Origin of the sequence: Arenibacter hampyeongensis, assembly GCF_002909255.1 — a bacterium.
Classification (GTDB): Bacteria; Bacteroidota; Bacteroidia; order Flavobacteriales; family Flavobacteriaceae; genus Arenibacter; species Arenibacter hampyeongensis.
This window is the reverse complement of record NZ_PIOB01000006.1, coordinates 84,441-101,877: the sequence shown is the minus strand read 5'-3', so window position 1 is coordinate 101,877 and position 17,437 is coordinate 84,441. Positions and strand designations below refer to the sequence as shown.

The following is a 17,437-nucleotide window of genomic DNA, read 5'->3' as shown; positions in this document are numbered from 1 at the left end:
TCAAATCTTCTAATTCTTAATTCTATTAAATCCTTCAAAAAGAGAATCCAGTAATTAATCTGTACCCAAATGCATATAGGACTACTATAAACATAGCAAAACTGAACCATGAAAAAGCTTTGAAATAGCTTTTTACCAGCCAACTTCCCAGCTGCTTAAATCCATTGAGATATATTTCTTTAAAAAGTAAAATTGTTTCCATACCAAATTGTTTAGGGGTTTGGATGCAAAGGTATCGCAGTAATTTACCTTGAACTTTCTTTTTCTACAAGATGTCAATAAATACGGTTTAATGAAGAAAAATAAATATTCATCAAGAATTATGGCACTTCAACGAATTCATATCTGCATTTTATGCATTTTCAGGGAAGCCTATGAAATTACAATAAACTTTGGATGAAATGAATTGAAAGAACACTGCTATGCAAGAGCATAACGATCTTGCAATTCTCAAATGTACAGTTTTGAAAAACGATTCGTTTATTACTTTTTTGAATGAAGAATCTTTTCCATAATGCTTTTGGAAAGTGGTTTGTCAAAATGCCCTTTTATCATGGGGTGCTCCTTAGCCCTTGTCCGGTCTTTCGAATTTGAAAAGGCGGATAGAATATAGATGTCCGTTTTTTGTAAAACATTGCTGCCAATCTTTATTGTATCAAGAAATTCCCAACCGTCCATGCCGTTCATGACCAAATCTAGAAATATTAAATCCGGCACATCCTCTTTATTAATTACAGGATGGGCAAACATGTTCAAAACTTCTTCCGCAGTATCACAAACTATAGTCCTGCAATTAGAAATTGATTGTTCTATGCAATATCTTGACGCGAATTGCGACACTAAGTCGTCATCTATAATGCAAACTTTCAATTCCATTTTTGAGAAATTTAATAGTTGTAAATATGAGAAAGAATTATCAATTAATTATATAATCTAACTGGTAAACGTTCAAAAGGTCCATATTCTCGCTGTAACAAGAAAGCTTCATAAATGAGGTGCGTCTAACAGAACTTTGTTCTTTTTATTCTTTATCCGGTGTTTTAGTCATCCATTTTTAACAACCTTTAAATACCTAGTTCGGTGTAATTGCTACTTGATTTATCATAGTTACAAAACGAACGTAATTATCTGGCAATTACCAGTCTATTCAATTTCCTTCCCCGCTCGTCCACTATTACCATTAAGATGGTTACAAATTCAAAGTTGGAATGTGAAAATAGGTTATTTCTGACATCTACGGTATTTGAAAATTGCAGTTCCATTCTACTATTTTTCACATAGAATAGCAAAAATGTTCAAGATTTTTAAAATCTAATAATAAAAATAGTTAACAGGGAAAAAGCATATTCAAAGAAATCAATATGTTCTTAACAAGTCACCTCTACAATAAGAGGTTTAGGATTGCAATTGAAGAACAGTCACAAATTTAGGTAAGGAAGGGCATTAATTAATCATAAATGGACTCGACCAAACTCCTAAACAATCACTACCTGTATCTACGCAACATTTTAGGTGCCGTTCACATCATTTTGACAGGCTGAAATGGCTATTTAAGTAAATTGGCCGTGATTTAAACCCCGAATATACCTATCATGAAATTAAGATGTATAATTGTAGACGATTCCTCTATGCAGCGAATCGCCGTAGCAAGATTAGTGAACAATCATCCAAACCTGGCTATGGTAGCCGAGTTCAGCAATGCCATTGAAGCAAAAAGCGGTATCAAAAATAATGACATCGACCTTATTTTCCTAGATGTAGAAATGCCGATCATCAGTGGTTTCGATCTTTTGGAATCCTTGGACAACCCTCCACAGGTAATTTTGATTACAGGCAATCCTGATTATGCCCTTAAGGCTTTTGATTATGACATAACGGATTACCTATACAAACCTATATCTTTATCCCGTTTTGATGCCTCTGTAAAAAGAGCTGTGGCCAAATACGAGCAGATTCATAAGTCAAATGAGGAAGAAGAATATATCTTCGTGAAAAGTAACCTAAAAAAACGCAAGGTAGTACTAAACGATATTAAATGGATCGAAGCTCTTGGTGATTATGTTAAATTGGTGACCAATGAAGGTAATATCGTTATACTTTCTACTATGAAATCTTTTGAAAAACAGTTGCCAGGGGATAAATTCCTAAGGATACACAAATCCTATATCGTGAATTTGGAAAAAATTGAAAAATTTAACAGTAAAATTGTTCAAGTAGCTGGAACACAAGTACCATTGAGCCGAAACAAAAAAACCGAATTGGCTGATGCACTTTATAATGTTTAAAGATTATTCAAGGAATTTAGATTCCCAACACGATAGCTTTAAGAAGCTCTCGTGTTCATGTTATAGATATTTATGAAAATACTTATTATAGAGATAAAATCTAATAATTAGGTTAAGCCATAATCAAAATTAGTTATTTTATATTTTTAGATCGAGCTCCTGATACTGGCAACAGTCAACATAGATATCCTATTTAAATTATAAACAGTGGTATAACCATGATATATAAAATCACTTTTGGCATACACCAATCCCTTTGCCACTCCTTTGAAAATTGCTTAGAAGCTATCCAGTCGTTTTTCCCCTATCTACAAAAAAAACCAGTTGGGCACTAGGTAATATCTGATTCTAACATCTGTTATTTTATATTTAATAAAATAAGATTTTAGGAGTAGACCCCTTAATACTTTTTTTTAGGGGTATAACTATACTTAAATTTAGAATATTGAATCCACCACTTTCTTTTACTCCACTCCATCTTTGATGGTGTTTGATTCAATTAAATGGCTATAAATATTCTTCTTTAGATTGAATGAAAGTATTGGATCTATTTTGTTCCTATTCTTCAGTATCTCATAGTGTAGATGGTATCCTGTGGAACTTCCTGTGCTACCCACCGTGCCAATCATTTCGTGCTGTTTTACTGTTTGCCCCTTTCGCACAAGCACCTTGTTCAGGTGTCCATACAATGTTTGAAAACCAAAGCGATGTTTAATGATAATATGTGTACCATAGCCTTTTTTGGAATATAGGATATTCAGGATAGTACCTGATGCCGATGAATAAACATATTTTCCACGCGCGGTGGCCAGATCGATTCCATAATGTTTCTTCTCTTTATCTGAAATTGGATGGACACGAATGCCATAGTTACTTGAAATGGAATAATTGCCTTTCTCCAAAGGGACAGCAGAAGGAAACTGCTCTAATAACTTCGGTCGGAACTGAAGGTATGTCTCCAATGAGCTTATATAAGAGTAATCGGGTATTTGGTATAGAAAACCAACTATTTTTTCTTCGATGGTCAGTAACAATTGATCACGCTCCCTTTCTATAAGGTCCACATCCGCAGAGCTTGATACCAGATTCATTTTAAGGCGTTCCTCATAAAGCTCCATTGTGATTGTGTTGTCCTGAAGTCGTTGTGCTGAATTATAAGGACAGTGCCATATTATAAAGAACAGGCACATAATGATTAAAAAAAGAAAATAGGCGAATTCTTTTTTTCCAAAGGTTTTAGCTGACTTTGGTTTGGTGACACCCACTTTTTTCCTCCAAAAAATTGTAGATTCAAAAAAAATCATATATTTGTATTTATAAACAAAATTACTATTTATATACAAATAAACAAATTTTCAGAATAAGATGAACAACTGGCTTATAGAAGACCACCTAATACACCTTCCAAATCTCTTTGAACATTTGGGGTACCGAGTTGTGCAATCCGAAAATACCCACCTTATACTTAAGAACGGTGGTGAGCACTATGTGATCATAAATACCGAAAAAGGATATTTTTATTATAAGGTGCAACGGCCACAGGAAAAACTATCCGCCTCCGACCTAATTACTGAGCATGTATCAAAAGTTGAAGGAATCGGCAAGGAACTGATATGGGATAAGGTAGATAGCCTATATAACAAAGTATTGGAAACCATAACCCTTCTAATATCCAATAACCCGGAATCCACTCTAAAAATAGTACCAAAGGATTATAATCACTTTCTATCTTACAGGTCACCACTCCAAGATACTTCCAAAGACCTATATCATGGTGTGGAAAGCTCTATTCCCTTTTCGGGGCGTGTTTTCCAAAATCATGAAGGTGGTCCGCTATTTCCTTTGTTCAATCTGCAGAACGAGGTCTGCGGATATTTCCTAGATACGGACAAAGAAGTAGTGCCTTATAAAGAGTCAGCTATAAAACACTCCCTTTGGTACTCCAATATTCCAAAGAGAATAGAGGGCCTTTTTCTTTTTAAAGATCCTAAGGAAGCTTTGGCATTCCATAAAAAATTCCAATTAAAAAATGTAGTATACATGGCATTGGGAGCGATAAATTCCCAGACGACCGATATACTTTTCCAGATACAAAGGCTAACGAAAGTGGACAAACTCTTTTTAAGCTTCACGGGAAATAAAAAAATAGAGGGCTATTTGCGGGACCTCCATTTTATATCATATACAAAGGATTCCGATTTTAATTTGACCTTGACCGATAGGGATATACTTTTACGCTTCCCCATGGGAAAGGAAAAATCCTTCTCCCGCTTTTACGACCATACCAGACGCTTTAACCAAGACTTGGCCCAAAGCTTTTTGAATTTCAACAAAATCATAGACCAAAACAGGCTGAACAAATACAGTATTCTGGTTTCCAAGGATAATGAAGACATTAAAGTCCGTTTACCCATTGAATCCAACGCCATTAAATTATTGGTGTGGTCGTATTACAAAAACTATCTGAACAAGACGATAGATATTCTAAAGCCAAAGTCTGACAATTGGTATACTGAATGGGAAAATTCTCAAAATCAAGTTAATGAAAGGAAGGAGGTACAATTGAAAGAATATAGGATTGCCCTATAAAATGGAAAAAGGGCGCTCCCGCCCTCTTTCCTTCAAATTCCGTAACTCACAAATCACTCCTGATTCGAAAGTTATTCAAAAGTAACAAATTCAAATTCCGTAACAATTAAAAATCACTCAAAAATGGAAAATCAAGTAGAAAACACGATTCAAAAAGTATTCGTTAATGTCAATCAAGTTTGGCAAAAGGCTGAAGCGATATCTATGGACGATAAAACCTTCAAAATAAAAGCAGGTAATAATCCATCCTTTGAAATGTTGAAGGACAGCAGAAATGTGGAAGTCCAAAAAAACAAGGACCAACAATTTGCCGAGGCCGATGTAAAAAGACGTTTGGAAGGCGCTTACATAAGTTTTGAGAAGTTGGAACCCAACATTCAAGAGTCGATTCTAGAAGGTAGGGAGCAGTTGATCGAGACAACATACATCAATGATGGCAAATTAAAGGAAACGGTCAAGATGGTCCAAATGCTATATAACTCCACTTACGGGTCCAGATTGGATGTACAGATCAAACGTAAGGAACAGATTAAACTTGAAGATGCCAATGCCTTTCAATATCAATTTACCAAGGATGAATACCATGCCATGGTACAAGAAGGCAAGACCGTTCAGTTCACAGGAACATCCTTGAGCGGCGATACCTTCCAAAAACTGGCCTATTACGAGCCAAAACTGAACGATATCCGTACAAAATCGGCTGTGTCTGCAAATATGTATGTTCTGGGCCAAATATTGACCAAACAACAGGCAGACAATTTGAACAAAGGTGAAGAAGTGAAGATCACCATTCGAAAGACACAAAAAGGACCTTTGACCTATATGGTTCGATGGAATGCTAAAAACCAACGTTTTCTTTACAAAAATTTGGACAAAACTAATTTTTTGGATAAAGAGGCCAAGGAGCACAAAACCATTGACGGCGAAAAAAAAAAGAAACAGCCTAAAAACGCCATAAGCATGTAACTCAGTTTATACTAATTCAAGCAAATGGCCGACACGCCAAGCATGTCGGCCATTTTACATCCTTCCTATGCAAAGTTCTAATTACATAGATGACCCTGAATATTATAAAAGATTGATTTCAAAAATCAATACTGAGGCCAATTTTCCGACGTACTTATATCAAAATGGATACAAATTGATTAAGAAAAGTGCAGGTTCTATGGAATTCAAGAATGACAGAGACCGCATTGTTCTACAAATTGCCAGAGAGCCGGTAACCTATTTCAACCGAAACGATTCCCAGGACAAAGGCCTTTTCTTTGGGTTTTTGATGCGGAGGAACGCGAATTTTTACCAGGCCGTGCAAGCCGGACTAGAAATTGTGAACTGGACTGGTTATATTGGAAATATACCTATGGAAGTTAGAGATACCAATACCGTGAGAAAATCCTTGGAGGATAATTTTACCATTGTTCCATTACGGAATTCAAGTTATCTAAGGCTACAACGGGGTATTTCCAAGACAACTTTAAACAGCCCTATATTTAAGGGCCGTATTTATAATGCGTATCCCACTGTGGAAAATGGCTATCAGTTCGCCAATATTGCTTTTCCAAAGTACGATTTGGAAGGCTATCCCCAAAATTATATCCTCTACAATAAAACATATAAGAGCAGTAGAGACAATAAAATTAAAAAGTTTCGCCTCGTACTGAACCAAAAGGATCATTTTCTATTTCATTCAAGTCCCATCAAGAATCCATACAAAATTGTAGTCGGGGAAAGTGGCATAGACCTCCTCTCCTACCATGAACTACATGGTAGTCCAGATAATTTTTATGTATCCTTTAGTGGCAACGTTTATCAAAAAAAGTTAGATTTCTTCGGTCAACTAACCGAACCTTACCTTAAGACAAACAGTGTATCCATGATATCCATAATGGACAATGATATCAAAGGTTTCGAGTTTGACCTAAAGTTGTTTAGCAGCCTTATCAACCGTTTTAATCCAAATGTATATTTGGAAAGTTCATATAGCCACGGAAATGTAAGGCTAACCATTAACAACACCTCAGAAGTCGGGGTTCAATTGACCAATCATATCACCTTGCTGGAGGAAAAATTAACGTCCCAACTAGAATGGGATAAACTTATGTCGAATTCTATCGAATGGATAAAATATAAAGACAAGATTGTATTGGAATTTTCCTTATCTGAAATCATAAATAACGATCAGCCTGAAAGAGTAAAAAATCTGTTCAAATCCTTGATAGAAACCATTACCGATTTTTATCTACCGTTCCCAATCACTATCCATAAATCAAAAGGCAAGGATTGGAACGATGACCTAAGGGATTCCAAGAAGGTGAAATATGTTAAAATGGGGACTGTAAGCGCAGATGTTATGGTCATCGGTGATCAAATTGAATTGAAAACAACCAAAGGGCCTGAAGGCGCACCTAACCTTGGTATCATAAAATCAATAAATAGCAACAGCGTGGAATGCGATTTTGGATTGAAATTTAGCTATACCATTCCCTTTTCTGAAATCAGGGCGCATTTAAAGAAAAATGCTCCCCTTACTCCTGAAAAAATGAAAGGGGAAATAAAGAATAACAATAACTTACAAAACTCGATAGAATGATTCTCATGAGCTCCATAATAGAAGAATTAAGGGGCAATCTATGCTAAGTAAATTATAACCACTCAATTTCATAATGAACGACAAGAATCTGGCATTCTCGGCCATGCTACTTTCGGTAACCTTTTTTGCTATTATAGGCTTTATTTCCTATTACCCGATCGTGCAATATCTGGAATGTGATTCACAACTTTCACAAATCATACATGATTTCCTTATTCGATTTAAGCCTTTGCAAAAGCCCTTACCCGGAAGAACAATGTTATTGATGTTCATTTTAGGTTCGGTAATGCTATATAATCCCAGAAAAAAAGAGGGCAAATCATTTTTGACCGGCCTAACGTATTTTGGAATTGGCTGTGTACTGTTATTTATAACAGGATATTTTAAACCTTCCCAAATCAGTTTGCTCTGGTACTCTTTGATTTTATATAATATCGGTTTCCTATTTTCTGTTTCTGGTTCGGTACATCTTTTCCAGGTGATGGACTTTGTCAATGATGCCGAGGATGACCCTTTTAACGATCGGAACGAAACATTTCAGCAGATGGAAGAACGCATAGATACCAAGTATTCCGTAAACATTCCCTATGAATACCATTACCAAGGGCAACTAAGGAAAGGGTGGATAAATTTTGTCAACTTGTTCCGGGCCTTATTGGTTATAGGTACACCAGGTAGTGGAAAATCCTTTGCGCTGATCGAAGAGATTATAGAGCAAATGATAGAAAAGAACTTTACGCTATTGATTTATGATTTTAAGTTCGATACGCTTAGTAAGGTGGCCTACAACTATTGGCGCAGAAAAAAGGAGCGCACAAACGATGTTCAAGAAAAATCCAAACTACCCGAGTTTTATACCTTGAGTTTTGACAATATAGAAAAATCGCATCGCTGTAACCCTATCGACCCATATTTAATGCGAAACCAGACCGATGCCGCAGATGCTGCTACAATTATCATGAAAAATCTGAATAAAGATTGGATAAAGCGCAGTGATTTTTTTTCAAAAAGTGCCATTAGTTTTGTTTCGGGGCTGATCTGGTACTTGAAGAAAAAATCCGAGGAGACGGGTGAGAATATCTGCACTTTGCCACATGTCATAACGTTATCTACAATAAACATTGAATACTTGTTGGAAATTATGATGAGGGAAGTAGAAGTCCGCAGTCTGATGATTCCGTTCAAGGATGCCATGGAGCGGCAAGCAGGCCAGCAGCTGGCCGGTCAGACCGCAAGCGCTCAGATATCCCTTTCCATGCTGGCCAGCAAGGAAATCTATTATATCATGACAGGCAACGATTTTCGTTTGGACATCAATAACCCGCAAAAACCTAAAATAGTCTGTATTCAAAATAATCCGGACCGTTCTGAAATCTATGCCGCTCCAATAGGACTCTATATTAATAAAATTTTGCAAGTGGTAAATAAACCTGGCTGTAGGCCTTTGGGTCTTATCCTGGATGAACTCCCAACCGTTTTCATTATGGGACTTCGCAAGATAATCGATACCGGAAGATCTCATTATGTGGCCACCGTGTTGGGTATACAAAGCATTACACAATTGATTGCCGACTATGGCAGAGAACTGGCAGAGGTCATCTTTGACAACTGCTCCAATGTGTTCAGTGGAGCTGCAAAAGGGGAAACGGCCCGAAGAATCAGTGAGATATTTGGACGTATCCATCAAGGAAAAAAAAGCAAGGCAATTTCCAACAACGACACCACTGTAAATTTCAGTACCATTCTTTCGGAATTGTTGCCAAAAAGCAAGATTACTAGTATGTCTACAGGCCATTTTGGGGGCATTGTCGCAGATACCTTTGAAAACCCTATTGAACAAAAACTGTGTTTTGGGTTGTTAAAACCCAATATGGAATCCAAAAAAATTCAAGGGAAATACGAAATGCCAGTGCATAACAAATTTAAAAGTGCAAATCATCAGGAACTAGTGGATTCGAAGATGAAACTGATTCACAGCCTTGACTTTTTTGATGTTGTACGGAACCTCGATTTTGGTCAAACAAATTATTTGGAATTTTATACCACTTACATTAAGGAGTTTGCAGCTGAACAATACGATAATCATATAAAGCAAATTCAATTTGTCCCTTTGGCCCATGAGCTAAAATTGTTCGACCATCTACAAAAGTTGGAGGAATTGACAAAGAATCATTCCGACCATACCGAAAATATACAGCATTATATTGCCAACCTGGTAGATCGCATGTATATAGACAAGGAAATAGATAGGATTCTGGATGCTAATTTTTTAAAGGTGATCAAAGATATCAATGAGCTTGTTGAACGGGAATATGTTCATTGTACTGGAAATAAACCAAAGTTGGCTATTTTTGACGAACACAAAATTGGCGATAAAATAGCGGGATCTCTGGAAAAGGACGAGGTCATTGCAAAAGATTTTATGAAGAAATACCGCAGTAAATCCAGCAGGGAGTTGGCAGATGCCTTTCGTAGGCAATATGAAACACCTACTTTTGAAAGTGTTTCTGCGGTTAACCAAACAGATGTATTTAATGATTCTTTGGAAAGTTTGGAAACCTTATTGTCCAGCTATCCTATAGAAATGAACAAGGAATAATCTATATTTAAAATTAAAAACATGAAAGATATTGACGAGATGATGAGAGCCTCCACTGAGGATTTTGCATACATCAGCGAACGATTAAGAATGATTCGCGAAGAACTGATCGAAAAGGATACCGGCAATAAACGTTCAAGCGAGTTTTCTATTAAATCGATTACCGAACGTTTTGATATGGACTATAATACCTTGGTCAATGTAGAACGGGGGGCCATATCACTGACCACCATAAAATTGGTTTTATATTATTACTCATTGGGCTATAATCCGGCATGGATTCTTACGGAGGATAACGAATTCATTCCAAAGGACAATATAGGGGAGAATATTGTCTACCAGACCGATGTTCAAGAGGAATACAAGGATTTGGAATCTGCCATTGTTAATGCCCTTACGGAGTTTAAGAAGAAGATTTAAAAATAGATGCGTGAATAGGGTTAGCAGAAGGGTTCGAATCCTACTTTTTTAAAGGATAACTGAAAATCAATCAGTTACAGGCTTAATACCCAAACAAAAAAATATAGTAGGAATAGGTGTTTTTTTACTTTATATAAAATCATAAAATTTCCACCGATAAATTTCGTAGTTTCTCTTTTGTTTCATCACTTATGACTTCTACACAAGCAATGCATAATAATTGACGTGCTCTACTAAATGCAACGTATCCAAGCCTAGGATAGTCGCTAGTAGTATTCCCTTCGTGTTCATCTCTCCTTTTTGTATTGGTTTCCAACCAAAGTTTTAATTCTATTTCATTTTTTGCTACTGCAAGCACCGCTTCTGATTCTAACCCTTTGAATTTATGGATATTGGAAACCATGACTGCATCTTTTAATGACTTTGGAGCTACTGATTGGCGGAGGTTATCAACTTCAATAGGTATTTCATTATTTATAGTCAGGTCAAAATTACTTTTTAGAAAACTTGCAAAACTATTTTCATTTTCAATAATATCATTTCTAATTGCGCGAGCAACCTTTACAGCCATAACTTTTAAGTCGAATGGAGTTTTGCCATACTTTTCACAAAACATATTCTGATTCATATTTAATGAAGTGAGTATGGTGTCTTTGATTTCATTAATCATAGATGGCTTAGAACTTCTCACTGGAGATATTATATTATTATCCAGAGCCATGGAGGCTTTATTGATGACTGCATTATTTTTTGCTATTATCGCTATATCATTTTTCGTGATATTCAACTTGTTACATAACTCAAAGAACTGAGGCAACATTAAAGTAATGTCCGCAGCTTGAGAAATAAACTTAACAGGTTCTCCTGCTTTTACATTATAGCTGGTCTGTTCAAAAGTTTCATCTTGATAAGCTCTTTTGCTGAAATGATTAATAAAGTTTACTATAGCCCCATTTGACCTTCTATTAGTTTTGTTAAGGGTCACGTCGTATACATTAGTCCTAGATGCCTTTAATATTGGTATGTTTTTAAAAGCTTTTTTTGCTGCACTGAAGCTTTGAATATATTGCTCTGGATCGCCAACACAATAAATTATTGTCTTCTTTTGCTTTCTTAAGTTTTCGATTATACCAAACATTTTATTATCTGAATCTTGAAATTCATCTACAAATAGATACTGTAGTCTATTTGCAACCAAATGCTTAACCCTTAAATTCTCAAAACACTTTTCGGACAGATTTAAAGTTTGGTCAAATGTCACAAAACCCATTTTATGCATGGATTCTGTAACTCTTTTTTTGTGAAAGTTTTTTTCTTTGAAGTCAATTTTTGTTCCGAACATTCTATCAATAACATCATCCATACCGCATTGAATAAAATGGAGTTCCTCATTTACATCGTTATGAATAAGGCCTGAATAAGGTATCACTATATAACGATTGAGAAAGGAATGGATAGTACCTATGAAAACGTTAGGTGGTATTAGAATCTTATCTCCTAATCGTCTTTTTATATTATTGGTGGCAGAGTTGGTATACGTAACAATTGCCATATGTCGGTTAGGTTTTAAATCTGATATTGAAGAAATAATTTCATCGACCATTCCGTGAGTTTTTCCAGCTCCTGGACCTGCAATCACTAATTTTGGTTTAGGAACTTTCATTGTTTTGTTGCAATTGTCGGATTTAAAAATGTTATTCCATTCTTAATATACTCAGGAATAATAAAGCCTCCCCAGGACTCAGAAAGTAATATAGATAATTGAAGGGCAAACTCACTTTTGTAATCTTCAATAAGCATAAAATATTTTTCAACATCAATTGGTTTTTCTTCTAAGCCATCAACGTAAATTTTACCAGATACTGGTCTTACTACTTTGAGTGCTTCGCATAGAGTTGCCTTCCCATATCCTATTGTATTGCTTGCAATCAAATCTTTTTCAAAAGTACTTTTTTCGGATACCTGTACATTAACCTTTGGGTTTTCAGCATATTTATTTCTTAAGTCAATTGCCCTTTGAGCTGATGATGTTCCAGTGTCACTATCGGTTAAAACAAGGCATTTAATATGAAAACCATTTTCAATAATTTTCAAAAAGTTTTTAAAAGCTAAACCATTTACATTTACTACAGAACAAGCCGATTGATCTATAGTGACACCGGTTTGAACCTTATAAAATATAGGCAACAAAAGTTTCTCAGAAATACCTTCTACCAACATCAATCTTCTAGAATAAAAAAGGTTGACATTTTCACTGTCAAGGTACTTTTTAAGATAATTAATCTGCCTGATATCTTTTGCTGTGCTGCCGAAACCCTCAAGAATATAATGAGCCTTTACTTCATTTTTCTCGTAGTGTAATACTACGGTGTTTTCAAAGTCAATTTTTGTAGTTATGTGATTTGAATGAGATGTAATGAGCAGTTGGATGTCTTTTCTGTAAGCTCCTCCTTTCGTTTTTATAAGTTCATCAAAATTACGAGCTAGATGATTTTGTAGGTTAGCGTGGAGATGTGCTTCCGGTTCTTCAATACCAACTATTCTAAAAAAAGTTGAATGTTGTTTTTCTGGGTTTTCAATGAAGGATAGCATTAGGGACATAAATAGTAAATTATTACGTCCCATTCCATTGCGTTCTATTTTAATTGGATTGTCATTATAAATAAGGCTTAACTTACGTAGAAGATCGCTTACATTAGGCATTGAAAAAATTAAATCAACAACGTTGTTTGATTTTTCCGTAGTAAGGGAAATCTTATCTAATTGCTCTGTAATTCTTGTTTTTATACCAACGATAGCAGGATTCAATTCTATTGCATTCTCCAAGCCAACTAGCTGAGTCTTTAGATTTTGATAGTCCTTTTCATCATTTGCATTTAAAATCCTATAAAGTAGCCCATTGTTCCTATTTGCTGAAAGCTCACTTTTTGCATCTCTCAAAGCATCAAGCAGTTCGAACTTCAATTGGTTATGATGATAGCTTAAATAATTTCCTTCTGCTTTTTTTCCTCCATATATGCGATATTGGTATTTAGATATAGGAAAATTAATTAGGTTTAGTAATTCCGTTTCAGACAAAGCAGCAAATTTTTTTTCGCCAATCTCCACCTTAAAGTCATTAATAAATTGCCGTTGTTGTAATATTTCTTCAACAGTATCGAAAGAATTAATAGGTGCAAATGTATATGTTAAGGATGCATCTTCACATTTTTCATTAGTAAACCAGTCAGAAACAATTACCTCTTGCTCAACGGTAAAATCAGTCATTATAGCCTCAATAATTATTTCAGGATAACTAATTTCATCGGCAGGAGTAGCATAATCTAAAATTCCCCTTTTAAGTTTTAATAGTGCTGGATAGTGGAAGTCTGACACCTCTAATACTCTCTTCTTAAAGAATGAGATTTCTTGACTAAATAACAAGCCAAGAGAGTCTAACATATTCGATTTCCCTATGTTATTCTCTCCAATAATTTGAGTAAATGGCTTTAATTTTATCTCAAAAGTTTCAAAGCTCCTATAATTTTTGATTGACAGTTTTGATACGTACATATTTATTCAATTATATTCTCAACAATCCTAATTTCCTCCTCCGTCAACCCATACAATTCATAAACCATCTTGTCTATTTCTATTTCTGTAGTGGCGATTTGCGTTTGTAGTTCTTGTGCTTTTTTCTTGTTCTCCTCAAAAAGTTCCATCCACTCAAATTCATCCTTTTTGGTCAATTCTGGAACAAGTGATAAATCTTCTACTGCTCTTAATTTATTAGTTGCTTTTATGGCTTTGTTGAGTTCTTTTATGAAGTCGCTGAAAGGGAGTTCGTGCCAGTTTTGGAGTTTTTTAGAAAGCCCATTTAATATGTGAGTATGAATTAAGAATTTTATGAAATCTTTTAGACTTTGAAATAGATTATCATTCAAATTATTTAGAATATTTGCTCGATCAAGCATCTTATCTTTTACAGATTTAAAATCTATATGTATCGGAAGATTTTTAATTTCTTTTGATTTAATTTTTGGAAATAATTGGTCAAATTCATTGTTTTCATTTCTATAGTACCAAAAAATAAGTTTAGAATTTATTAATGGAAGTATAGATTTAATTTCGAATTCAGATTCTTTCTGAGGTTTTATTATGTATGCCGATTGGTCTACTACAAAGTCTTCATTGGTATAACAAGCATATAGTCTATTCCTTCCTGGGATTTGTCGCATAAATAGTCTTGGCCCCTTAAAGAATTCGGGGTTTCTTGGTTCTGCAAGCCATGGCCCATAACTTATGTACTCCTCATTCCAATCCAAATAATATGGATTTACATGTTTACCTCGTACTTCTTTAACATAGGTTTCATTGGTTTTATACGTAGAATTAAACCTAGACAACTCTCTATCTTCCTTTGTTTGTGCCGGTTTACCTTTTCCTACCTGATATTCCTTAATACCTCCCATTACGTCAGTTAAGTCTCCAAGTTTTAGAGATGCCTTTTTTATTTTTTGATGTAATTTCATCCCTGTTTCTGATAGAGTTACAGTGAAATTAATATTGAAATTATCATAAAACAGTTTCGGATTGAAATAATTTGACCTCATGAATTGTGTGTTTTCAAGAAAACCAAATTGAGCTACTTCAGCCTTACTATAAAAGATATATATAAGAACTTCTACTGAAGCATCTGGAAAAACCTTTGACCCACATTCAATTATAGTACCGATTGTGCAAAAATCCAATATGTATTTTCTTAGTTTCTTAGAATTTTCATTAGCTAAAAAAGCGTTTGGAAGAATATAAGAAACAATCCCATCCGGTTTCTTTATATTTTCAGCTTGTTCGATAAACAAATGGTATAGATCAAATTGGTTTTCCGCACAAATAAAATTTTTAATTAGCCATTCTTGTTGAATGAAATTGAGGCTTCTTGGCCGAACATAAGGCGGATTCCCGATCACCGCATCAAAACCACCATCAGCAAAAACATCAGGAAACTCATTTTCCCACTTAAACGCTTTGTCACCAGCAACTTTTTTATCATCGATTAAACTGTTCCCACATTTGATATTGCTGCTTAAGTCGTTCAGTTTTCGGCGTGGCTGTGCAGTACGTAACCAAAGGGAAAGTTTGGCGATTTCCACGCTTTCTTCGTTCAGGTCAACTCCATAAATGTTGTTTTCCAGAATTGTATTTTCTATATCTGAGAATTGCAAACCACCCCCCAATATTTTATTTTTCAATTCATCAATATAGCTATGCTCCTTAATCAAAAAATCAAGAGCTTGGTTTAAAAACGCTCCTGAACCACAAGCAGGATCACAAATGGTCAGTTGTAATAACCATTCGCGATATTCATCAAGTATATTGACAAGTTTTGTAATGGTAGTTTTATTACGATTTTTACGACCTTTAAAATATTCCTCTTCGTGGAAGTCTAATGCAATTTTCTTTTCCTCACAAAGCTTGCCTATTGTATTTTCTACTATATACTTGGTAATATACTTTGGTGTATAGAAAACACCATCTTTCTTACGCTTGCTAGTCTGTTTGTCAAAATTATCACCCTCTATCTCTGCGTTAATACTTTCAATTTCATTCAGGGAATTTTCAAAAATGTGCCCAAGTATATTGACATCTACCTGACTTTCAAAATCATAATTAGATAATTTGGTTGTGTATTTGTACAAAAGGTGATTGTCGATTTCCAGTGCATCAAGAAGGTTATCCGGTTTAAACAGCCCGCCGTTGTAAGCGTAGATTTCCGCCCGTTTTTCTGTTCCTCTGCGGCCTATGTCCAGAAAATTGAAATACTGCTTAAAAAGATTGTATAACGGACGTTCATCGCCGAAATCCCAATCATCTTTCCACTTATTTAATATTTGAAGCGTGGAATTAGATGGCAATAACATCCGGTCTTCAGCAAAAAATATAAATAGAAAACGGTCTATCAGTTTTTGTGATTTTTTGAACAAGGTTAATTTTACATTCTTCTCGAGACGTGCAATATCTTCTTGATTTTCAATACCTTCAGTTGCTCCTAATCTGATTTTTACACTTTTAGCATTTCTTTTAACTAAATCACGGTAAAGTTCACGCTTGAAAATTGAGTAATCCTTGTAAAAAGCTTTGGTAATTTCCTCTTCTTTAACAACAGATGCTTCCTTAATTTTAAGTGATGTATTATTAAGAATGCTATCAATATGTAAACATAAATACAGTAGTTTAAATCTATCTTGTGAAAGAGTGAACAAATCAAACTCCTCAAACTCCGTGGCATCGTTGATATAGAAACGTAGCTTTTCAAAATTTGATGTGATTACATAGACGCATCCTTTTTGATTTGCTTTATAATCGAACGCTTGGCGACGAATACTCTCTAGGTCCTTCGTATTGGTTCCTTTTAATTCAATAACTCCAATAGCACTTCCATCCTTTAGAATTGCACCGTCTGCTTTGCGTGCATTCTTTTCGTTTTTAAACTCTGTGGTCAGGTTTGAGTTAGGGTTAGGAAATAACGTATAGCCTAATATATTAACGAATAATTCATTAAGAAATGTTGCTTGATATTGTTCTTCTTTTGCACTTTTGATATTTTCCTGTATCGTAGTGTTCCAGAAGTATTTTTGATACTTTTTATATGCCTTATCGACTGCTGCTTGGTTGAGTAAAGCGAGATGTGATTTAAGTACGGATGTTTGGAATAATGCCATTAACTATTGTAGAGTAATATTGAACGTCTAAAATAGTAAAACTTAATGAGCATTAATACTTTAAACATCTATAGGGTGTTAGTATTTTATTTACAAAATTCAATTTTATTTACTGCACTACTTCCTGCAATTATCTATTTTTCCAAATGTCCCTATTTTTAGCATTCCTTGGATTATGGACTTGATGTGAATCTTCAATAAATGAGGTTCCATAAAGGTATAAATTGCACTCGTACATTTCATTCCTAAATCG

The 17,437-nt window shown here is 34.9% G+C and carries 13 protein-coding genes; 6 read left to right on the top strand and 7 right to left on the bottom strand.

The genetic code is table 11. The features are described from left to right. Positions 1-34: 34 nt before the first annotated feature. From CWD91_RS22825 to CWD91_RS22705, 3 genes are all read right to left on the bottom strand, one after another. Positions 35-202 carry a DUF6747 family protein gene (locus tag CWD91_RS22825; RefSeq protein WP_181422910.1) on the bottom strand — a complete coding sequence of 56 codons (168 nt, stop codon included), beginning with the start codon at positions 200-202 and terminating at the stop codon, positions 35-37. A 281-nt stretch (positions 203-483) separates the two neighbouring features. Then, the gene (locus CWD91_RS15370) at positions 484-876 is read right to left on the bottom strand and encodes a response regulator (RefSeq protein ID WP_103441856.1); all 393 of its coding nucleotides are present in this window, start codon (positions 874-876) and stop codon (positions 484-486) included. Between the two features lie 248 nt (positions 877-1,124). Further along, complete coding sequence (locus CWD91_RS22705) at positions 1,125-1,262, bottom strand: hypothetical protein (protein ID WP_157943813.1); 138 nt, start codon at positions 1,260-1,262, stop codon at positions 1,125-1,127. 330 nt (positions 1,263-1,592) lie between these two features. Here CWD91_RS22705 and CWD91_RS15365 point away from each other — a divergent pair, with 330 nt between their 5' ends. After that, positions 1,593-2,285, top strand: a complete 693-nt coding sequence (locus tag CWD91_RS15365) for a LytR/AlgR family response regulator transcription factor (RefSeq protein WP_103441855.1) — start codon at positions 1,593-1,595, stop codon at positions 2,283-2,285. Between the two features lie 464 nt (positions 2,286-2,749). Here CWD91_RS15365 and CWD91_RS15360 read toward each other — a convergent pair whose 3' ends face one another. After that, on the bottom strand, positions 2,750-3,589 hold the full coding sequence (locus CWD91_RS15360; RefSeq protein WP_103441854.1) for a M23 family metallopeptidase: 840 nt from the start codon (positions 3,587-3,589) through the stop codon (positions 2,750-2,752). A 61-nt stretch (positions 3,590-3,650) separates the two neighbouring features. Between CWD91_RS15360 and CWD91_RS15355 the strand changes: the two genes are divergently transcribed. From CWD91_RS15355 to CWD91_RS15335, 5 genes are all read left to right on the top strand, one after another. Further along, the gene (locus CWD91_RS15355; protein ID WP_103441853.1) at positions 3,651-4,874 is read left to right on the top strand and encodes a hypothetical protein; all 1,224 of its coding nucleotides are present in this window, start codon (positions 3,651-3,653) and stop codon (positions 4,872-4,874) included. Positions 4,875-4,997: 123 nt separating this feature from the next. Continuing rightward, positions 4,998-5,840 (top strand): hypothetical protein, encoded by an 843-nt coding sequence (locus tag CWD91_RS15350; protein ID WP_103441852.1) that lies wholly within the window; start codon positions 4,998-5,000, stop codon positions 5,838-5,840. Positions 5,841-5,907: 67 nt separating this feature from the next. Continuing rightward, a complete protein-coding gene (locus tag CWD91_RS15345; RefSeq protein WP_103441851.1) occupies positions 5,908-7,464 on the top strand; it encodes a toprim domain-containing protein in 1,557 nt (518 codons plus the stop codon). Between the two features lie 73 nt (positions 7,465-7,537). Next, positions 7,538-10,063: a type IV secretory system conjugative DNA transfer family protein gene (locus tag CWD91_RS15340; RefSeq protein WP_103441850.1), complete on the top strand. Its 2,526-nt coding sequence runs from the start codon at positions 7,538-7,540 to the stop codon at positions 10,061-10,063. A 21-nt stretch (positions 10,064-10,084) separates the two neighbouring features. Beyond that, complete coding sequence (locus CWD91_RS15335) at positions 10,085-10,483, top strand: hypothetical protein (RefSeq protein WP_103441849.1); 399 nt, start codon at positions 10,085-10,087, stop codon at positions 10,481-10,483. Positions 10,484-10,622: 139 nt separating this feature from the next. On the opposite strand, the gene CWD91_RS15330 is transcribed toward CWD91_RS15335, so the two are convergent. The 3 genes from CWD91_RS15330 to CWD91_RS15320 are packed head-to-tail and all read right to left on the bottom strand — an operon-like array spanning position 10,623 to position 17,184. After that, positions 10,623-12,146: a UvrD-helicase domain-containing protein gene (locus CWD91_RS15330; protein WP_103441848.1), complete on the bottom strand. Its 1,524-nt coding sequence runs from the start codon at positions 12,144-12,146 to the stop codon at positions 10,623-10,625. Continuing rightward, positions 12,143-14,035 (bottom strand): ATP-dependent nuclease, encoded by a 1,893-nt coding sequence (locus CWD91_RS15325; protein ID WP_103441847.1) that lies wholly within the window; start codon positions 14,033-14,035, stop codon positions 12,143-12,145. The genes CWD91_RS15330 and CWD91_RS15325 overlap by 4 nt, the downstream gene beginning before the upstream one ends. 2 nt (positions 14,036-14,037) lie before the next feature. Beyond that, on the bottom strand, positions 14,038-17,184 hold the full coding sequence (locus CWD91_RS15320; RefSeq protein WP_103441846.1) for an Eco57I restriction-modification methylase domain-containing protein: 3,147 nt from the start codon (positions 17,182-17,184) through the stop codon (positions 14,038-14,040). Positions 17,185-17,437 lie beyond the last annotated feature (253 nt).